12 protein-coding genes are annotated in these 16,107 nt (G+C 73.7%); 6 read left to right on the top strand and 6 right to left on the bottom strand.

Translation table 11 applies throughout. From position 1 onward, the window contains the following. Positions 1–78: 78 nt before the first annotated feature. Positions 79–1,560: a helix-turn-helix domain-containing protein gene (locus tag ACYVM4_RS12630; RefSeq protein ID WP_460668767.1), complete on the bottom strand. Its 1,482-nt coding sequence runs from the start codon at positions 1,558–1,560 to the stop codon at positions 79–81. A gap of 160 nt (positions 1,561–1,720) precedes the next feature. On the opposite strand from ACYVM4_RS12630, the gene aceA reads away from it, so the two are divergent. Together aceA and aceB are read left to right on the top strand one after the other, a co-directional pair. Further along, entirely contained in the window at positions 1,721–3,004 is a 1,284-nt protein-coding gene (gene aceA / locus ACYVM4_RS12625; RefSeq protein ID WP_368830493.1) for an isocitrate lyase, read from the top strand. Positions 3,005–3,140: 136 nt separating this feature from the next. Continuing rightward, entirely contained in the window at positions 3,141–4,814 is a 1,674-nt protein-coding gene (aceB, locus tag ACYVM4_RS12620) for a malate synthase A (RefSeq protein WP_460669075.1), read from the top strand. Here the strand turns inward: aceB and gluQRS are convergent. Next, entirely contained in the window at positions 4,736–5,737 is a 1,002-nt protein-coding gene (gene gluQRS, locus ACYVM4_RS12615) for a tRNA glutamyl-Q(34) synthetase GluQRS (RefSeq protein ID WP_460668766.1), read from the bottom strand. The two genes, aceB and gluQRS, sit on opposite strands and share 79 nt — an antisense overlap. Before the next feature lie 40 nt (positions 5,738–5,777). Here gluQRS and ACYVM4_RS12610 point away from each other — a divergent pair, with 40 nt between their 5' ends. Continuing rightward, entirely contained in the window at positions 5,778–6,671 is an 894-nt protein-coding gene (locus ACYVM4_RS12610; protein ID WP_368820504.1) for an MBL fold metallo-hydrolase, read from the top strand. Here the strand turns inward: ACYVM4_RS12610 and ACYVM4_RS12605 are convergent. Next, positions 6,604–7,452, bottom strand: coding sequence for a phosphatase PAP2 family protein (locus ACYVM4_RS12605; protein WP_460668765.1), 849 nt, complete (start codon positions 7,450–7,452; stop codon positions 6,604–6,606). The two genes, ACYVM4_RS12610 and ACYVM4_RS12605, sit on opposite strands and share 68 nt — an antisense overlap. 129 nt (positions 7,453–7,581) lie before the next feature. Between ACYVM4_RS12605 and ACYVM4_RS12600 the strand changes: the two genes are divergently transcribed. Further along, positions 7,582–8,595, top strand: a complete 1,014-nt coding sequence (locus tag ACYVM4_RS12600; protein ID WP_460668764.1) for an o-succinylbenzoate synthase — start codon at positions 7,582–7,584, stop codon at positions 8,593–8,595. On the opposite strand, the gene ACYVM4_RS12595 is transcribed toward ACYVM4_RS12600, so the two are convergent. Continuing rightward, positions 8,586–8,996, bottom strand: a complete 411-nt coding sequence (locus ACYVM4_RS12595; RefSeq protein ID WP_368820500.1) for a hypothetical protein — start codon at positions 8,994–8,996, stop codon at positions 8,586–8,588. The genes ACYVM4_RS12600 and ACYVM4_RS12595 overlap by 10 nt on opposite strands. Positions 8,997–9,423: 427 nt before the next feature. Between ACYVM4_RS12595 and ACYVM4_RS12590 the strand changes: the two genes are divergently transcribed. After that, entirely contained in the window at positions 9,424–11,622 is a 2,199-nt protein-coding gene (locus ACYVM4_RS12590; protein ID WP_460668763.1) for a PhoX family protein, read from the top strand. An 84-nt stretch (positions 11,623–11,706) separates the two neighbouring features. Continuing rightward, on the top strand, positions 11,707–13,548 hold the full coding sequence (menD, locus tag ACYVM4_RS12585; protein WP_460668762.1) for a 2-succinyl-5-enolpyruvyl-6-hydroxy-3-cyclohexene-1-carboxylic-acid synthase: 1,842 nt from the start codon (positions 11,707–11,709) through the stop codon (positions 13,546–13,548). Positions 13,549–13,646: 98 nt separating this feature from the next. Here the strand turns inward: menD and ACYVM4_RS12580 are convergent, their stop codons facing one another. Further along, the gene (locus ACYVM4_RS12580) at positions 13,647–15,038 is read right to left on the bottom strand and encodes an MFS transporter (RefSeq protein WP_368820496.1); all 1,392 of its coding nucleotides are present in this window, start codon (positions 15,036–15,038) and stop codon (positions 13,647–13,649) included. Positions 15,039–15,277: 239 nt separating this feature from the next. Beyond that, positions 15,278–16,099 (bottom strand): amino acid ABC transporter ATP-binding protein, encoded by an 822-nt coding sequence (locus ACYVM4_RS12575; protein ID WP_460668761.1) that lies wholly within the window; start codon positions 16,097–16,099, stop codon positions 15,278–15,280. Positions 16,100–16,107 lie beyond the last annotated feature (8 nt).

Genomic DNA, 16,107 nt, shown 5'->3' with positions numbered 1-16,107 from the left:
GGACCTTACGCGCGCTCCCGGGCAGTGGCCAGCCACGACGGGTGCAGGGAGCCCGGACCGGCGGCCCGCGGGGCCGGCTCAGGCGTCGTCGTGCGCCTGCAGGAACTCGTAGACCTCGCGCTCGTCGACACCGGGGAAGGCGCCCTCCGGCAGGGCCGCGAGCACGTGCGAGTGCGCCCGGGTGTTGGGCCAGGCGTGGCCCGCCCACACCCGGCTGAGCTCCTCGGGCGGGCGCCGGCAGCACGAGGGGTCCGGGCACGTCGACACGGTGCGGTGCGGGGTGTCGCGGCCGCGGAACCAGCGGGCGTCGGTGAATGCGACGCCCACGCCGATCGAGAACACGCCCTGGCTCGAGAGCTCCGTGCGCGTGGAGCACCAGTACGTGCCGGAGGGCGTGTCGGTGTACTGGGCGAACGCCGTGAACTGGTTGGGCTGGTCGAAGACGGTGCGCCCGGACCACTTGCGGCAGGAGATCTGGCCCTCGATCGCCCCGGTGTGGTCCGTGGGGAACGCCAGGCCGTTGTTCTCGTAGGCCTTGTGGATCACCCCGGACGAGTGCACCTTGTGGAAGTGGGTGCGGATGCCCAGGTGCCGGGTCGCGAGGTTCGTGAAGCGGTGGCCCGCCGTCTCGTGGGAGACGGCGAAGCGGTCCTTGAGGTCCTCCAGGAACAGGTCCCGGTTCCGCTTCGCCTCGAGCAGGAACGGGACGGTCTTGTCCTCCGGCAGCATCACCGCCGCGGCGAAGTAGTTGGTCTGCACCCGCTGGGCGAGGAACTCGGCGTAGTCCTTGGGCGGCTCGTGGCCCAGCACCTGGTGCCCCACGGCCTGGAGCAGCACCGCGCGGGGGTCGTGGTCCGCCCGCGGGCTCTGCACCAGGTAGATCCGCCGGTTGAGCAGGTCGGTCACCGAGCGGGTCGAGTGCGGGAGGTCGGTGACGTGGTGGATGCTGTAGCCGAGCTTGCCCACCATCTCCGAGATCACGGAGTTGGACACGGGGCCCGAGGAGTAGCCGCCCAGCGTCAGCAGCTCCTTGGCGGCCTGCTCCAGGTCCGGGAAGTAGTTGTCCTGCTCCCGCATGAGCCGGCGCAGCTGCACGTTGGCCCGGCGGGCCTCCTCCGGGGTGGCCGAGTTCTTCTCGAGGGCCTCGGCCAGCCGCTCCTGCAGGGCCACGAGCGCCTCGAGCACCTCGGTGGACAGGGCGGAGCTGACCCGGACGGTCGGCAGCCCCAGCTGCTCGTAGAACGGGGAGCGCTGGGCGCGCTCGAGCTGGATCTCGAGCGCCTCGCGCCGGGTGCCGGGCTCGGCCCCGAGCAGGGCGTCCACGCTCGTGCCCAGCACCTCGGCGAGGCGCCGCAACAGGCTGAGCCGGGGCTCGCGCCGCCCGTTCTCGATCACGGACAGCTGCGACGTGGCCGTGCCGGCCCGGTCGGCGAGCTCGGCGAGGGTCAGCCCCCGGTCCTTGCGCAGGGACCGGATGCGCCGGCCGAGACCGATGAGATCGGTGCTGCCGGCGGGCTCGGTCGACGTCGGTCCCTCGGTGCCCCAGGCATTGGTCGTCATTTCTTCACCATATGCGAAGAACATCGAAAATTCACCCAGAAATGTGGGTTCACCCGGTCTGAACTGGGGCAAAGTGGGATGTGTCACCACGGAGGAGTGAACTTCCCGGTGACCCCGCAGCCGAAGCACCCGTTCTCGGACAACTCAACGAGGAGCCGACATGTCCTACCCCAACGCCCCCAAGACCGCCGACGAGATCCGCCACGAGTGGGACGCCGATCCCCGCTGGGCGAACATCACCCGCGAGTACACGGCGGAGGAGGTCGTCCGCCTGCGCGGGTCGGTGCAGGAGGAGATGACCCTGGCCCGACGCGGCGCGGAGCAGCTGTGGGAGAAGCTCCACACCGAGGACTTCGTCAACTCCCTGGGCGCCCTGACCGGCAACCAGGCGGTCCAGCAGGTGAAGGCCGGTCTCAAGGCCATCTACCTGTCCGGCTGGCAGGTCGCCGGCGACGCGAACCTCGCGGGCCAGACCTACCCCGACCAGTCGATCTACCCCGCGAACTCCGTCCCCGCGGTCGTGCGGCGGATCAACAACGCCCTCATGCGCGCCGACCAGATCGAGCACTCCGAGGGCATCAGGACCGTGGACGACTGGCTGGTCCCGATCGTGGCCGACGCCGAGGCCGGCTTCGGCGGCTCGCTCAACGCCTACGAGCTCATGAAGTCCATGATCGCGTCCGGCGCGGCCGGCGTGCACTGGGAGGACCAGCTGGCGTCCGAGAAGAAGTGCGGCCACCTGGGCGGCAAGGTGCTCATCCCCACCCAGCAGCACGTCCGCACCCTCAGCGCGGCCCGGCTCGCGGCCGACGTCGCCGACGTCCCCTCGCTGATCATCGCCCGCACCGACGCGGAGGCGGCCACCCTGATCACCTCCGACGTCGACGACCGCGACAAGCCGTTCGTCACCGGCGAACGCACCGCGGAGGGGTACTACAAGGTCCGCAACGGCCTCGAGGCCTGCATCGCCCGCGGCAACGCGTACGCCCCGTACGCCGACCTGCTGTGGATGGAGACCGGCACCCCGGACCTCGAGCTGGCCAAGAAGTTCGCCGAGGGCATCCACGCGGAGCACCCCGACCAGATGCTCGCCTACAACTGCTCGCCGTCCTTCAACTGGAAGAAGCACCTGGACGACGACACGATCGCCAAGTTCCAGCGGGAGCTGGGCGCGATGGGCTTCAAGTTCCAGTTCATCACCCTGGCCGGCTTCCACGCCCTGAACTACTCGATGTTCGACCTGGCCCACGGCTACGCCCGCAACCAGATGACGGCCTACGTGGAGCTGCAGGAGCGGGAGTTCGCGGCCGAGGAGCGCGGCTACACCGCCACCCGGCACCAGCGCGAGGTCGGCACGGGCTACTTCGACCTGGTCTCCACCGTCCTCAACCCGGAGTCCTCCACCACGGCGCTGGCCGGGTCCACGGAGACCGCCCAGTTCTGAGCCGGACGGCCGCGACCGGCCGGGGGCCCGAGAGGGTCCCCGGCCGCGCCGCATCCGACGACGACCCGCTCCGGCCCGCTCCGGAGCCGCTCCACCCGATCTCCCAGGACACTCTTCAGGCGAGGAACCAGCCATGATGACCATGACCAGCAACCCCGTGACGATCAACGGCGTGACCCTCACCGGTCACCACGTGCCCCGGCAGAACAGTGTGCTCACCCCGGACGCGCTCGGCTTCCTGGCAGCCCTGCACCGCGAGTTCGAGCCCCGCCGGCGGGAGCTGCTGGCCGCCCGCGAGGAACGGCGCAAGGCGATCGCCCGCGGCACCGACCCCACCTTCCTGCCGGAGACGCGGAAGATCCGCGAGGACGACTCCTGGCGCGTGCCGCCGCCCCCGCCCGGGCTCGAGGACCGCCGCGTGGAGATCACCGGCCCCACCGAGCGGAAGATGACCATCAACGCGCTCAACTCCGGGGCGAAGGTGTGGCTCGCGGACATGGAGGACGCGAACACCCCGCACTGGACGAACGTGGTCACCAACCAGCTCAACCTGATCGACGCGCTCGAGGGGACCATCGAGTTCACCAACCCGGACGGCAAGAAGTACGCACTGAAGAACAAGGACGCCCGGGCCAACCCGACCATCGTGGTGCGCCCCCGGGGGTGGCACTTCGAGGAGAAGCACCTGTCCGTGCGGGACGAGCCCATCGCGGGCGCCATCGTGGACTTCGGCCTCTACTTCTTCCACAACGCGCGCCGGCTCAAGAAGCTCGGCCTGGGCCCCTACTTCTACCTGCCCAAGACCGAGTCCCACCAGGAGGCGCGGCTGTGGCACGACATCTTCAGCCGCGCGGAGTCCCTGCTCGGGGCGGACCGCGGCACCATCCGCGCCACGGTGCTGATCGAGACGATCACCGCGGCCTTCGAGATGGAGGAGATCCTGTACGAGCTCGGGGAGCACGCCGCGGGACTCAACGCGGGGCGCTGGGACTACATCTTCTCGATCATCAAGAACTTCCGGACCCGCGGGCCCCGCTTCATCCTCCCGGACCGCAACGCCGTGACCATGACGCAGCCGTTCATGCGGGCCTACACCGAACAGCTCGTGCGGGCCTGCCACCGCCGCGGGGCGATGGCCATCGGCGGGATGGCCGCGTTCATCCCCTCCCGCCGGGACGAGGAGGTCAACCGCACCGCCTTCGAGAAGGTCCGCGCGGACAAGACCCGCGAGGCCGACGACGGCTTCGACGGGTCCTGGGTGGCCCACCCCGACCTGGTCCCCGTGTGCCGCGAGATCTTCGACGCGGTGCTCGGCGACCGGCCGAACCAGCTGGACCGGCTCCGCGAGGACGTGGTGCCCGACGACAAGGCGCTCATCGACATCGCCTCCGCGACGGGCAAGATCACCGAGGCGGGGATCCGCGGCAACATCGAGGTGGGGATCCGCTACATCGAGGCGTGGCTGCGCGGCAACGGCGCGGTGGGCATCCACAACCTGATGGAGGACGCCGCGACCGCGGAGATCTCCCGGTCCCAGATCTGGCAGTGGGTGAACAGCCGCGCCATCACGGACGAGGGCGAGGAGATCACCCGGGACTGGGCGCAGGAGCTGCTGGAGGAGGAGTTCGCGAAGATCGAGCGCACCGAGGGCGACCGCTTCGACGACGCCCGCTCCATCTTCGAGGAGGTGGCCCTGGGCGACGACTACCCCGCGTTCCTGACCACCCCCGCCTACGAGCGGTTCCTGGCCGAGCCCGAGGACCCGCACACCCCCGAGGAGGCCGGGACCTCCGCGCCCTCGCGCGCCTGAGCGGCCCACCGGGCCGGGTCCACGACCCAGGGCTCCCGGGGCAGGACGTCCTCGTCGAAGACGGCGAGGACGTCCTGCGCCGTCCGGACCGGGCCCGGGAGGCGCAGCGACGCGGCCATCCAGCCCAGCACCTCCTCGACGCCGTGTCCCGCCGCCGCGAGCTCGGCGAGGGTCACGGCGCCGTCGCGCTTGGCGAGGCGCTGCCCGTGCGCGTTGAGCACGAGCGGGACGTGCACCCACTCCGGCTCGCCCAGACCGAGCACCGAGACCAGGTACGCCTGCCGGGGGGTGGAGGCCAGCAGGTCGTCCCCCCGGACCACCTGGTCCACGCCCTGGTGGGCGTCGTCCAGGACCACCGCGAGGTTGTAGGCGGGGCGGCCGTCGTTGCGCAGCAGCACGAAGTCGTCGACGAGGCCCGTGTACTCCCCGGCCCAGCGGTCCACGACCGTGCGGGAGCGCACGTCCGCGCGCAGCCGCACCGCGGGGGGCCGCTCGCGCCGGCGCCGCGCCCGCTCGGCGTCGTCGAGGTCCCGGCACGTGCCCGGGTAGGCGCCCGGGGCCCCGTGCGGCGCGCTCGCGGCCGTCCGGATCTCCCGGCGCGTGCAGTAGCACTCGTAGGTGCGCCCCGCCGCGGTGAGACGCGCCACCACGGCCCGGTGCTCGGCCTCCCGCGAGGACTGCAGCAGCGGCGGGCCGTCCCAGTCGAGGCCCAGCCGGGCGAGGTCCGCGAGCTGCCGCTCGGCCGCCCCCGGCCGCACCCGGTCGATGTCCTCGACGCGCAGGACGAAGCGCCGGCCCGTCGAGCGCGCGAGGGCCCACGCGAGCAGCGCCGTGCGGAGATTGCCGAGGTGGAGGTCCCCCGAGGGGGACGGAGCATAGCGGCCGGCGCCTCCGACCGCACGGTCCGAGGACGGAGTGGTCATGGTGGTCAGGATAGCCAGCGGCGGTCGGTACCCTGGTCGGGTGGCGCGCATCAACGAACTCCGCGACGGCGTCTTCGCCGTGAGCACGGACAACTGGAGGCTGAACTCCGGTGTCGTGCTCGGGACCCGCCGCGCCCTGGTGATCGACACGGGCGCGGGCCCGCGCCAGGCCCGGGAGATCCTGGAGGCGGTCCGCTCGCTCACCGGCCTGCCGCTGACGGTGGTGAACACCCACGCCCACTACGACCACTTCCTGGGCAACGCCGTGTTCCAGCGCGCCGGAGCCGAGGACTTCTGGGCCCACCGCGGCTGCGCGGCGGCGATCCGGGCGCACGGCGACTTCCAGCGCTCCTTCGTGGGCACCCACGAGCCCGAGATGGCCGCGGCCGAGGGACCGGACACCCGTCTCGTCGTGCCCAACCGGCACCTGCCGGGCACGGGCAGGCGTCCCGCCCTGACCCGGGTGGACCTGGGGGAGCGGGCGGCGGTGCTCTTCTCCTTCGGCCCGGGACACACCGACAACGACCTCTGCGTGGGCGTCGACGACGTCGTCTTCACCGGGGACCTCGTGGAGCAGGGCTCCGACCCGGACTTCGACGACTCGTACCCGCGGGGCTGGGCCACGGCCCTCGAGAGCCTGGCCGCCCTCGACCGGTACCAGGTCTTCGTCCCCGGCCACGGCAACCCCGTGGAGCGCGGCTTCGTGCTCCAGCAGGCCCGGCTCATGCGCACGGCGATCGAGCGCGTGGACGCGAGCGAGGCCGCCGCGGCGCAGCCGGACGGCATGCGCCCCGTGACGGCCTCGATGTTCCGCCTGCCCTACAACGCGGGGGCGGCGCGGATCCTCCTGGACCGACTCGAGCGGATCAGGGCCGAGGACGCCGCGACCGAGGAGCTTGCAGCGCTGTCAGTGCCGCTGCCGCCAGCAGACTGACGCCGAGGATCGCCGCGCACGCCGCGACCGCCGCCCAGCCCCCGCCCGGGACGCGCAGGGCCGCCCACAGCGGCAGCAGACCGACCAGCAGGGCCCCCGCGCCGGAGACGGCCAGGAGGGCGGTCAGGCCCCCGCCGGGCACGGGGCGCTCCACCGGCCCGGTCAGGCGCAGCACGAGGCCGCCCAGGGCCGCCCAGCCCGCCACGACCAGCAGGGCCGCCACGACGTCCGAGGGCCGGTGCCAGCCGTTCAGCAGCGTGGCCACCCCGGTCGCGGTCGTGGCCCCCGCCCCGAGCAGTGCGACGAGCGGCCGGGACGGGGCGGGCGCCGCGAGCAGCACCACCGCGACGGCGGCGGCGGCGGCGGCCGTGTGCCCGGACGGGAAGGAGTTCACGGCGGCCTCCTGGATCCCGAGGTCCGGCTTCTCCAGCAGCACGCGCTTGAGCAGCTGGACCGTGAGGTTGGACAGCACGACCACCGCCGCCCCGACCACCGCCGGGGCGAGGCGCCGGGAGCGCGCGGCCAGGACCGCGAGGCACACGGCCGAGACCGCGCCCACCACCCACGGGACCGAGTCGAGCAGCTGGGCGGCGCGGTCGGAGAGGTCGGGGAAGGCGCGGCTCGCCTGGCGCAGGGCCAGCTCGTCGAGCCACTGCCCGGTAGCGGTGGTCAGCGCCACGACCCCGACCAGCGCGGCCGACGCCCACAGGGCGGCGGCGCCGAACAGGTGGCCCAGGACCTGCAGGACGGTGGGGACGGGACGGCGGGCGGTCGTGGTCATCGAGCTCCTGGGCGGTGGTGCGGATCGTCGGGGTGCCGGCAAGGCCGCGGCCGTGCCGGCACCCGCGGAGCCCTCATCATTCCACGCACGGATCGGAGCGCGCTGAGAGGCGCCCTCTAGGCTGGGAGCATGCTCCCCGCCGTGGCCCTGCCCCCGCTCGACGACCTGCTCGCGCACGCGCACGTCGTCGCCCTGCCGATGCGGGTGCGCTTCCGCGGCGTCGACGTGCGCGAGTCGGTGCTCCTGCGCGGCCCCGCGGGGTGGGGGGAGTTCGGCCCGTTCCCCGAGTACGGGGACGCCGAGGCCGGCGCCTGGCTCCGCGCCGCGGTCGACGCCGCGTGGCACGGCTTCCCGGCGCCCCGGCGCACGAGCATCCCCGTCAACGCGACCGTGCCCGCCGTGCCGGCGGCCCGTGTCCGGGAGGTGCTCGCCGGGTTCGGGGGCGGGGTCCGCGCCGTGAAGGTCAAGGTCGCCGAGCGCGGCCAGGACCCGGGGGACGACGACGCGCGGGTCGCGGCCGTGCGGGCCCTGCTGCCGGAGGCCGAGCTGCGGGTGGACGCCAACGGCGGGTGGGACGTGCCCACGGCCCTCGCGGCCCTGGAGCGGCTCGGGCGGCACGGACTCGCGTACGCGGAGCAGCCCGTGCCCACGATCGAGGGCCTCGCCGCCGTCCGGGAGGGCCTCGCCGACCGTGGCGTGCCGGTGCTCGTGGCCGCGGACGAGTCCGTGCGCAAGGAGGACGACCCGCTCGCGGTGGCCCGGGCGGGCGCCGCCGACCTGCTCGTGGTCAAGGCCGCCCCGCTGGGCGGCGTGCGCCGCGCCCTGGACGTGGTCGCCCGGGCCGGCCTGCCGGCGGTGGTCAGCTCCGCCCTGGACACCTCGGTGGGCATCCGGGCGGGGCTCGCGCTCGCCGCCGCCCTGCCCGAGCTCCCGTACGCCTGCGGGCTCGGGACCGTGTCCCTCATGCGGGCGGACGTCCTGCGGGACCCGCTGCGGCCGGTCGGCGGGATGCTCGAGCTGCGGGACGCGGTCCCGGATCCGGCGCTGCTGCAGCGCCACGCCGTGCCCGCGGACCGGCGCCGGTGGTGGCTGGCGCGGCTGCGCCGCGTGCACGCCCTGGCGGGGGCCGCCCCTCAGCCCTGAGCCACGTCCCCCAGCACCTCGGCCCGGAGCCGGTCCAGGTCCACGGGCTCCCCCTCGTGCAGGTCGTGGCGCCGGACCCACGCCCGGGCGGCGCGCCACACGTCGTCGCAGCCGAGCTCCATGTCGGGGTGGGCGGCGCCGATCCGCGTCTGGGCCGTGTGCTCGGGGTCGTCACCCGTGAAGGAGAAGACCGCCACGGGGCTGCAGGCGAGCCCCACGACCCCGCGGACGGAGGCGATGATCCGTCCGTGCAGGCAGTCCCCCGGGTGGAGGTCCCACGCGCGGCGGACGCTCAGGCAGTCCACGCCCGCGCGCCGGTACCGGCGCGCGCCGGGCTCGTGCGGAGCGGGTTCCCCGTGGTCCCGCGGGGACAGCAGTCCCACCTCTGGTTCCGTGTGCATCGCGCGCCTCCTTCGCCCGTGACCGGACCGGCACTGCCGCCGCGGCGGCACGGCCCGTGGGCGGACGGTGCAGAAGGAGGGGGGTCTTCCGAAAGTTCCCGGTCACGGTCCGGGCGCTGGACGGATGGGACGGCCTGACGGCACGAGCATCCCAGAACCGGGGCCGCCGCGGAATCCGCCGGCACATTGTTTCTTCGAGTGAACACGCCCGGCTCCCGGGCACGCCGGCCGCGGGCCAGTCGCCGCCGGCCGTCACACAGAGGCAGCCCCTGACCCGGTCGGCGCGGCGCCCTCCCCGGCCGGTCACCGTCCGTTAACGTGTGCTTCACCTCGGCGCCCCCCGGGCCCCATGCGGCGGTGGTGCAGTGGACTCGCATCCGATACCTGCGGCCGCGGACGTCCGTGGCCCCGACCGTCCGGGAGAGCCATGACCGACACCGCCAAGCGCCCCTTCCTCCCGCTGCTGGGCCACACCCGTGGCAAGCGCAGCCCCGTCACGTGCCGGCTCAAGTGCGGCAGCGCCTGCGCCGGTCCGGAGTGCAACACCTCCGGCAACGTCTACTTCCGCGACATCGCGAGCGCCGCCCTGTCCCGGCGCTCCGCCCTGGGCCTGGGCGCCGCGGCGGCCGTCACGGTCGGCGTCGTCGGCGCCACCCCGGAGGCCGCCCAGGCCCACGGTCGCGGACGCTCCGGGCTGTCCTTCGCGCCCATCGCCCCCGTGCCGAACACCGTGGACGACCTCACGGTCCCCGAGGGCTACGACTGGTCCCCGATCATCCGCTGGGGCGACCCCCTGTTCGCCGACTCCCCGGAGTTCGACCCCTACGCGCAGACCCCCGAGGCCCAGGCACGCCAGTTCGGCTACAACTGCGACTACCTGGACGTCCTCCGGGACCGCGGCGGGCGCAGCGGGGTGCTCGTGAACAACCACGAGTACACGAACGAGAACCTCATGTTCCCCGCCGAGCAGCAGGACGACGTCCAGCGGGTGGCCCGGGTGGCCATGGCCGCCCACGGCATGTCCGTCGTGGAGATCGCCCGCACCGGTCCCGGCCGGCCCTGGTCCTACGTGCGCGGCGGCGCCCGGAACCGGCGCATCACGATGAGCACCCACTTCCGGGTGGACGGGCCCGCGGCGGGCTCCGACCTGATGACCACGGAGGCCGACCCCACCGGAGCCCTGGTGCTCGGCACCCTCAACAACTGCGCCGGCGGCACCACCCCGTGGGGCACGGTCCTCTCCGGCGAGGAGAACTTCAACCAGTACTTCAGGGGCAACGGCTCCGCCGAGCAGAAGCGCTACGGGATCGCCGCCGAGGCGCCGAGCAGGCGCTGGCACGAGGTGGACCCGCGCTTCGACTCGACCCTGCCGGGCTACGAGAACGAGCCGCACCGCTTCGGCTGGATCGTGGAGATCGACCCCCAGGATCCCGGGTCCACCCCCGTCAAGCACACCGCCCTGGGCCGCTTCAAGCACGAGGGCGCCAACGTGCGCGTGGCCGAGGACGGCACCGTGGTGGCCTACTCCGGCGACGACGAGCGCTTCGACTACCTCTACAAGTTCGTCTCCGCCCAGAGGTACGTCGAGGGCGACCGCGCGCACAACATGACGCTGCTCGCCGAGGGCAACCTGTACGTCGCGAAGTTCACCGGGGACACCGAGGCCGAGATCGACGGCTCCGGCCGGCTGCCCTCCGACGGCGCGTTCGACGGCTCCGGCGAGTGGCTGCCGCTGGTCGTGGACGGGGAGTCGGCCGTGGACGGCATGTCCGCCCAGGAGGTCCTGGTGTTCACCCGTCTGGCCGCGGACCGGGCGGGGGCCACCAAGATGGACCGCCCCGAGGACGTCGAGCCCTCCCCGCACACCGGCAAGGTCTACGTGGCGCTGACCAACAACACCGACCGCGGCACTCCGGGCAAGGCCGGCCCGGACGAGGCCAACCCGCGCACCCAGAACCGCGACGGGCACGTGCTCGAGCTCACCGAGCGGAACAACCGCGCCGCCGCCCTGGAGTTCGACTGGAACCTGCTGATCGTGGCCGGGGACCCCTCGAAGAACGCCTCGGCCTACTTCTCCGGCTTCCCAGTGGAGAAGGTCTCGCCGATCTCCTGCCCGGACAACCTGGCCTTCGACTCGGAGGGCAACCTGTGGGTCTCCACCGACGGCGCCCCGGGGACCATCGGCTACGACGACGGACTGTTCAAGGTGGGGCTGTCCGGGCGCGAGCGCGGCAGGGTCCAGCAGTTCCTCGCCGTGCCGCAGGACGCCGAGACCTGCGGGCCCGTGATCCACGACCGCGAGCGCATGGTCTACGTGGCCGTGCAGCACCCGGGCGAGGACGGCTCCTTCGAGGAACCCCGCTCCTACTTCCCGGACTACGTCGTGGAGACCCGCCAGGGCGAGGGCGAGTGGTCCCTGCCGCGCCCGTCCGTGGCACAGGTCTTCGCCGTGGATCGCGACGGCGAGCCCGAGTTCCCCGGCGCGATCCACGACCGGCCGGGCCAGGGCCGCAACCAGCACAAGCGGCGCAAGAACGGCGAGCGCGGGCCCCGCTACCGCGGCTACAGGGGCAAGGCCTCCGCGGAGACGAAGACGGCCGCGAGGATCGCCTCCCGCGCCTACTGAGCCCCGCCTCCGGAGCACACCGGTCCCCGGCCCGTCCCACGGCGTGCCGGGGACCGGTGCGTTCCCGGACTACCCTGGTCTCCTGTGACCACACCGTCCCTCGACACCGCCCGCACCGTCCTGGAGGAGCTCGTCGCCGCCGGGATGCGGCACCTCGTCGTGGCCCCCGGCTCCCGGTCCGCGCCGCTGGCCTACGCCGCGGCGGCCGCCCAGGCCGCCGGGGCGCTCGAGGTCCACGTGCGGGTGGACGAGCGGGGCGCGGCGTTCACCGCCCTCGGCATCGCGCGGTCCACCGGCCGGCCGGCCGGGGTGCTCACCACGTCGGGCACGGCCGTGGGCAACCTGCTGCCCGCCGTGCTGGAGGCCGACCACGCCGAGGTGCCCCTCGTGGTGCTCTCCGCCGACCGCCCGCCGGAGCTGCGGGGCACCGGTGCCAACCAGACCACCCGTCAGCCGGGGATCTTCGGCGACCACGTGCGCACCGCCGTGGACCTCCTCCCCGGTGACGACGTGCCCGCCCGCCTCTCGGGGGTCCTCGCCGCCCTGACCGGCCGGGGACCGCGAGGATCCCGGCCGCCGGGACCGATCCAGCTCAACGTGGCCCTGCGCGAGCCGCTGCACCCCGCGCCGGAGGACGGCCCGGTGCTCGCGGCCCGGGCGCGGCTGCTGGCGGCCCGGGCGGGGGCGTCGACGGACCCGGGCCCGAGCGCGGTGGCGGCCGGACCCGTCCGGGCCCCGCTGCCGGACGCCGGGACGGCGCGCTCCGTCGTCGTCGCCGGTGACGGCGCCGGGCCGGACGCCGCCCGCTTCGCCGAGGCGTGCGGGCTGCCGCTGCTCGCGGAGCCCTCGTCGAACGCGCGGAGCGGCCCGCACGCCGTGGGGGCCTACCGGCTGCTGCTGGACTCCCCGCTGGGCCGGCGGATCGAGCGCGTCCTGCTCGTGGGCCGGCCCACGCTCTCCCGCCCGGTCGGTGCCCTGCTCGCCCGGGAGGACGTCGCCACCGCGGCCGTGCGGCCCGTCCCCGTGGCGTGGTACGAGCCCGGCCGGCGCCGCGAGCGCGTGCTCTCGAACTGGGCCGAGGCGGCCGCCTTCACCGGTCGGGGCGCACCCGGCTGGGCGGACGCCTGGCGGGAGGCGGGTGCCGCCGCGGACGGCGCCGTCGCCCGGCTGCTCGCCGCCGAGCCACCGGGGCGGGCCACCGGGCCGGCCGTGGCCGCCGCGGTGTGGGAGGCCTGCCGGCGGGACGGGACCGTGCTGGTGGCCGGCTCCTCGAACCCGGTGCGGGACCTGGACCTGGCCGCCCGGCCCGGCCCCGGCTCCCCGCTCGTGCTCGCCAACCGGGGGCTCGCCGGGATCGACGGGACGGTGGCCACGGCCACCGGCGCGGCGCTCGGCGGCGGTCGCCCGGTCCGCGCCCTTCTGGGCGACCTGACGTTCCTGCACGACGTCTCGTCCCTGCTGCTGGGCCCGGGAGAACGCGAGCCCGACCTGCAGCTGGTGGTCCTCAACGACGGCGGCGGGGGGATCTTCACGACCCTCGAGCACGGGGCGCTGGGGGAGCAGGAGGAGTACCGGGCGGTCGTGGAGCGGTTCTTCGGCACTCCGCACGAGGCCCGGCTCGACGCGCTGTGCGCCGGCTACGGCGTGGCCCACCGGCGTGCGGCCGGCGTCGCCGAGCTCGAGCAGGCGCTCGCCGCGCCCGTGCGGGGGCGCTCGGTCGTGGAGGTCGTGGTGGACCGGCGCGGGCTGCGGGACCTCCACGCCCGGGTCCGGGCCGCCGTCGCGCAGGCCACCGCTGAAGCCGCAGTGCAGGACACGGCGCTGGTCACGGGACAGGGCACGGCGCAGGACACGGCTCAGGGCGCGGCTCACGCCACCGCGCAGGGCGCCGTGCAGGACACTCCTCGGGCCGCGGACGAGCGCTGAGGGGCCCGAGCCTCCCGGCGCCGCCGGGCCGAAGGACGCTGACGGGCCCCGCCCCCCTCGCGAAGGGGGGACGGGGCCCGTGAGCGGTGCCGGGGGGCTCAGCCTCGGACGCGAGTCGTCCCGCGCTCGGCGGAGACTTCCGGGTGCCGCGCGGCGAGCTCCTCCACCTGGTGCTCGGCCTCTTCCAGCTTGCGCTGGTGGGGCACGACGAGGGTGACCAGCGCGCCGAGCAGGGCCACGCCGGCGAAGACGTAGAACGCCTGGGGGCCGCCGAAGCCGGCCGCGGCGAGCCAGCCGCCGATGATCGGGCCGAAGATGCCGCCGAACCGGCCCATGCTGGCGCAGAAGGCCACGCCGGCGGCCCGGGCGTTGGTGGTGTAGTAGTTCGACTGGAACCCGTAGACCAGGACCTGGGTGCCGATGGTGCCCACGCCGGCCACGGCGATGAAGAGGAACAGCAGCGGCAGCGGGAAGCTGAACGTCATGAGGATCAGGGCGATCGCGGCCAGCGCGAAAGTGGTGGCGATCATCCGCTGCGGGCCGGTGCGGTCCGCGAGACGGGAGGCCAGCAGACCGCCGACCAGGGCGGACCCGTTGAGCACGAGGACGAAGTACAGCGGGCTGAGGCTGTGGCCGTAGCCCTTCATGATGACGGCCAGCCAGGTGTTGAGCCCGTAGGTGAGCAACAGCCCGCAGAAGGACATGAAGCCCAGCAGGATCGAGGCGAGCGCGAACTGCTTGGAGAACACGGCCGCGTAGCCGGTCCTGCGCGGAGCGGCGCCGACCTGCTGAATGACCTGCTCCTCGAGCAGCGGGACGCCGGTCCGGAGGGCGACGGCCTCGGCCCGCTCGGACTGGCCGCGGGTGAGCAGCCAGCGCGGGGACTCGGGGAGCTTCCACAGCATGAGCGGGACCAGCAGGACGAGGGGGAGCGCCCCGATCATGAAGAGGCCGCGCCAGCTCAGGTCGGTGAGGAAGGCGATCCCCATGACGGCGGCGAACACGCCGCCGGCGGGGATGCCGGAGTAGACGATGCCGTTGTAGAACTGGCGGCGGCCGGCGGGGGCGAACTCGGCCATGGTGGCGCCGGCGGTGGCGATCACGAGGCCGAGGCCGATTCCGGTGAGGAAGCGCATCGCGCCGAAGGCGAGCACGCTGGTGGTGAGCGCGGTGACGAACATGCCGACCGAGAACCAGGCCACACCGGTGATCAGCAGCCGGCGGCGGCCGAAGAAGTCGCCGATGGCCCCGCAGACGAGCGAGCCGATGAGCACGCCGATCAGGGCGTAGGAGCCCACCAGGCCGGCGACGGCCGGCTCCAGGTTCCCGATCTGCGTGGGATCGGCGAGCAGGCCCGGCAGGACCACGCCGTAGACGACGAGGTCGTAGCCGTCGAAGAGCAGGGCGAGGCAGATGATGAACGCCACGAAGCGGGCGGTCTTCTGCTCGAGCTGCGGATTCTCCGCGATGATGGTGTGTGGTTGGGTCATGTTCCCCGGGACCTCTCTGGGCGGCGCGTGGACAAGGCAGGAAGCGGGGGAGACCGGCGGTGCGTCCCCTGGCTGCGTCCAGCGTGACAGAGCTGTGATCCGGGTCATATGAGGCAAAGACCTAGGGATCCACCAGGGGGGAACTCATCCGCCTGGAATATCGATGCCCTCAGGACGGACTGCCCTGGATATGAGTCCGGGTCCGTCGTCCGGGGACGACGGACCCGGACCGCGCCGGGTCACTGCTCCGGTGCCTGCACCTGGGTGGGGTTGAGCACGCGGGAGAGGAACGCCTGGGTGCGGGACTCGCGCGGGTTGCGGATCAGCTCCGCGGCGGGACCCTCCTCGACGACCACCCCGCCGTCCATGAACACGACCTTGTCGGCGACGTCGCGGGCGAACTCCATCTCGTGGGTGACCACGAGCATCGTCATGCCCTCGGCTGCGAGGTTGCGCATGATGGCGAGCACGTCGCCCACGGTCTCGGGGTCCAGGGCGGAGGTCGGCTCGTCGAAGAGCATGAGGGCAGGGTCCATCGACAGGGCCCGGGCGATCGCCACGCGCTGCTGCTGCCCGCCGGAGAGCTGGTCGGGGTAGCTGTCCGCCTTCTCGGCCAGGCCCACGCGCTCCAGGTTGCCGCGGGCGACCCGCTCGGCCTCGGCCTTGTCCCGCTTGAGCACCTTGAGCTGGGCCACGGTGCAGTTCTCGAGGACGTTCAGGTGGGGGAACAGGTTGAACTGCTGGAAGACCATGCCCACGTGCCGGCGCATCCGGTCGACGTCGGCCTCGGGGTCGGTGACCTCGAAGTCACCGATCGTGATCCGGCCCTGCTGAGGGGTCTCGAGCAGGTTGACGCAGCGCAGCAGCGTGGACTTGCCGGAGCCGGAGGGGCCGATGAGGCAGACCACCTGGCCGGCGCCCACGCTGAGGGAGATGCCCTTGAGGACCTCGAGGGAGCCGTAGGACTTGTGCAGGCCCTCGATGACGACGGAGGCCGCGTCCGCGAGGCCGTCGGCGCCGCCGGGCCCGGACCGGGGAGTGGGGGAGGATGCAGTGCTCACAGTCAGGC

This window comes from Kocuria himachalensis (genome assembly GCF_054784195.1).
Note: the sequence above shows the minus strand (reverse complement) of the source record. Positions and strands in the feature narration are given on the sequence as shown.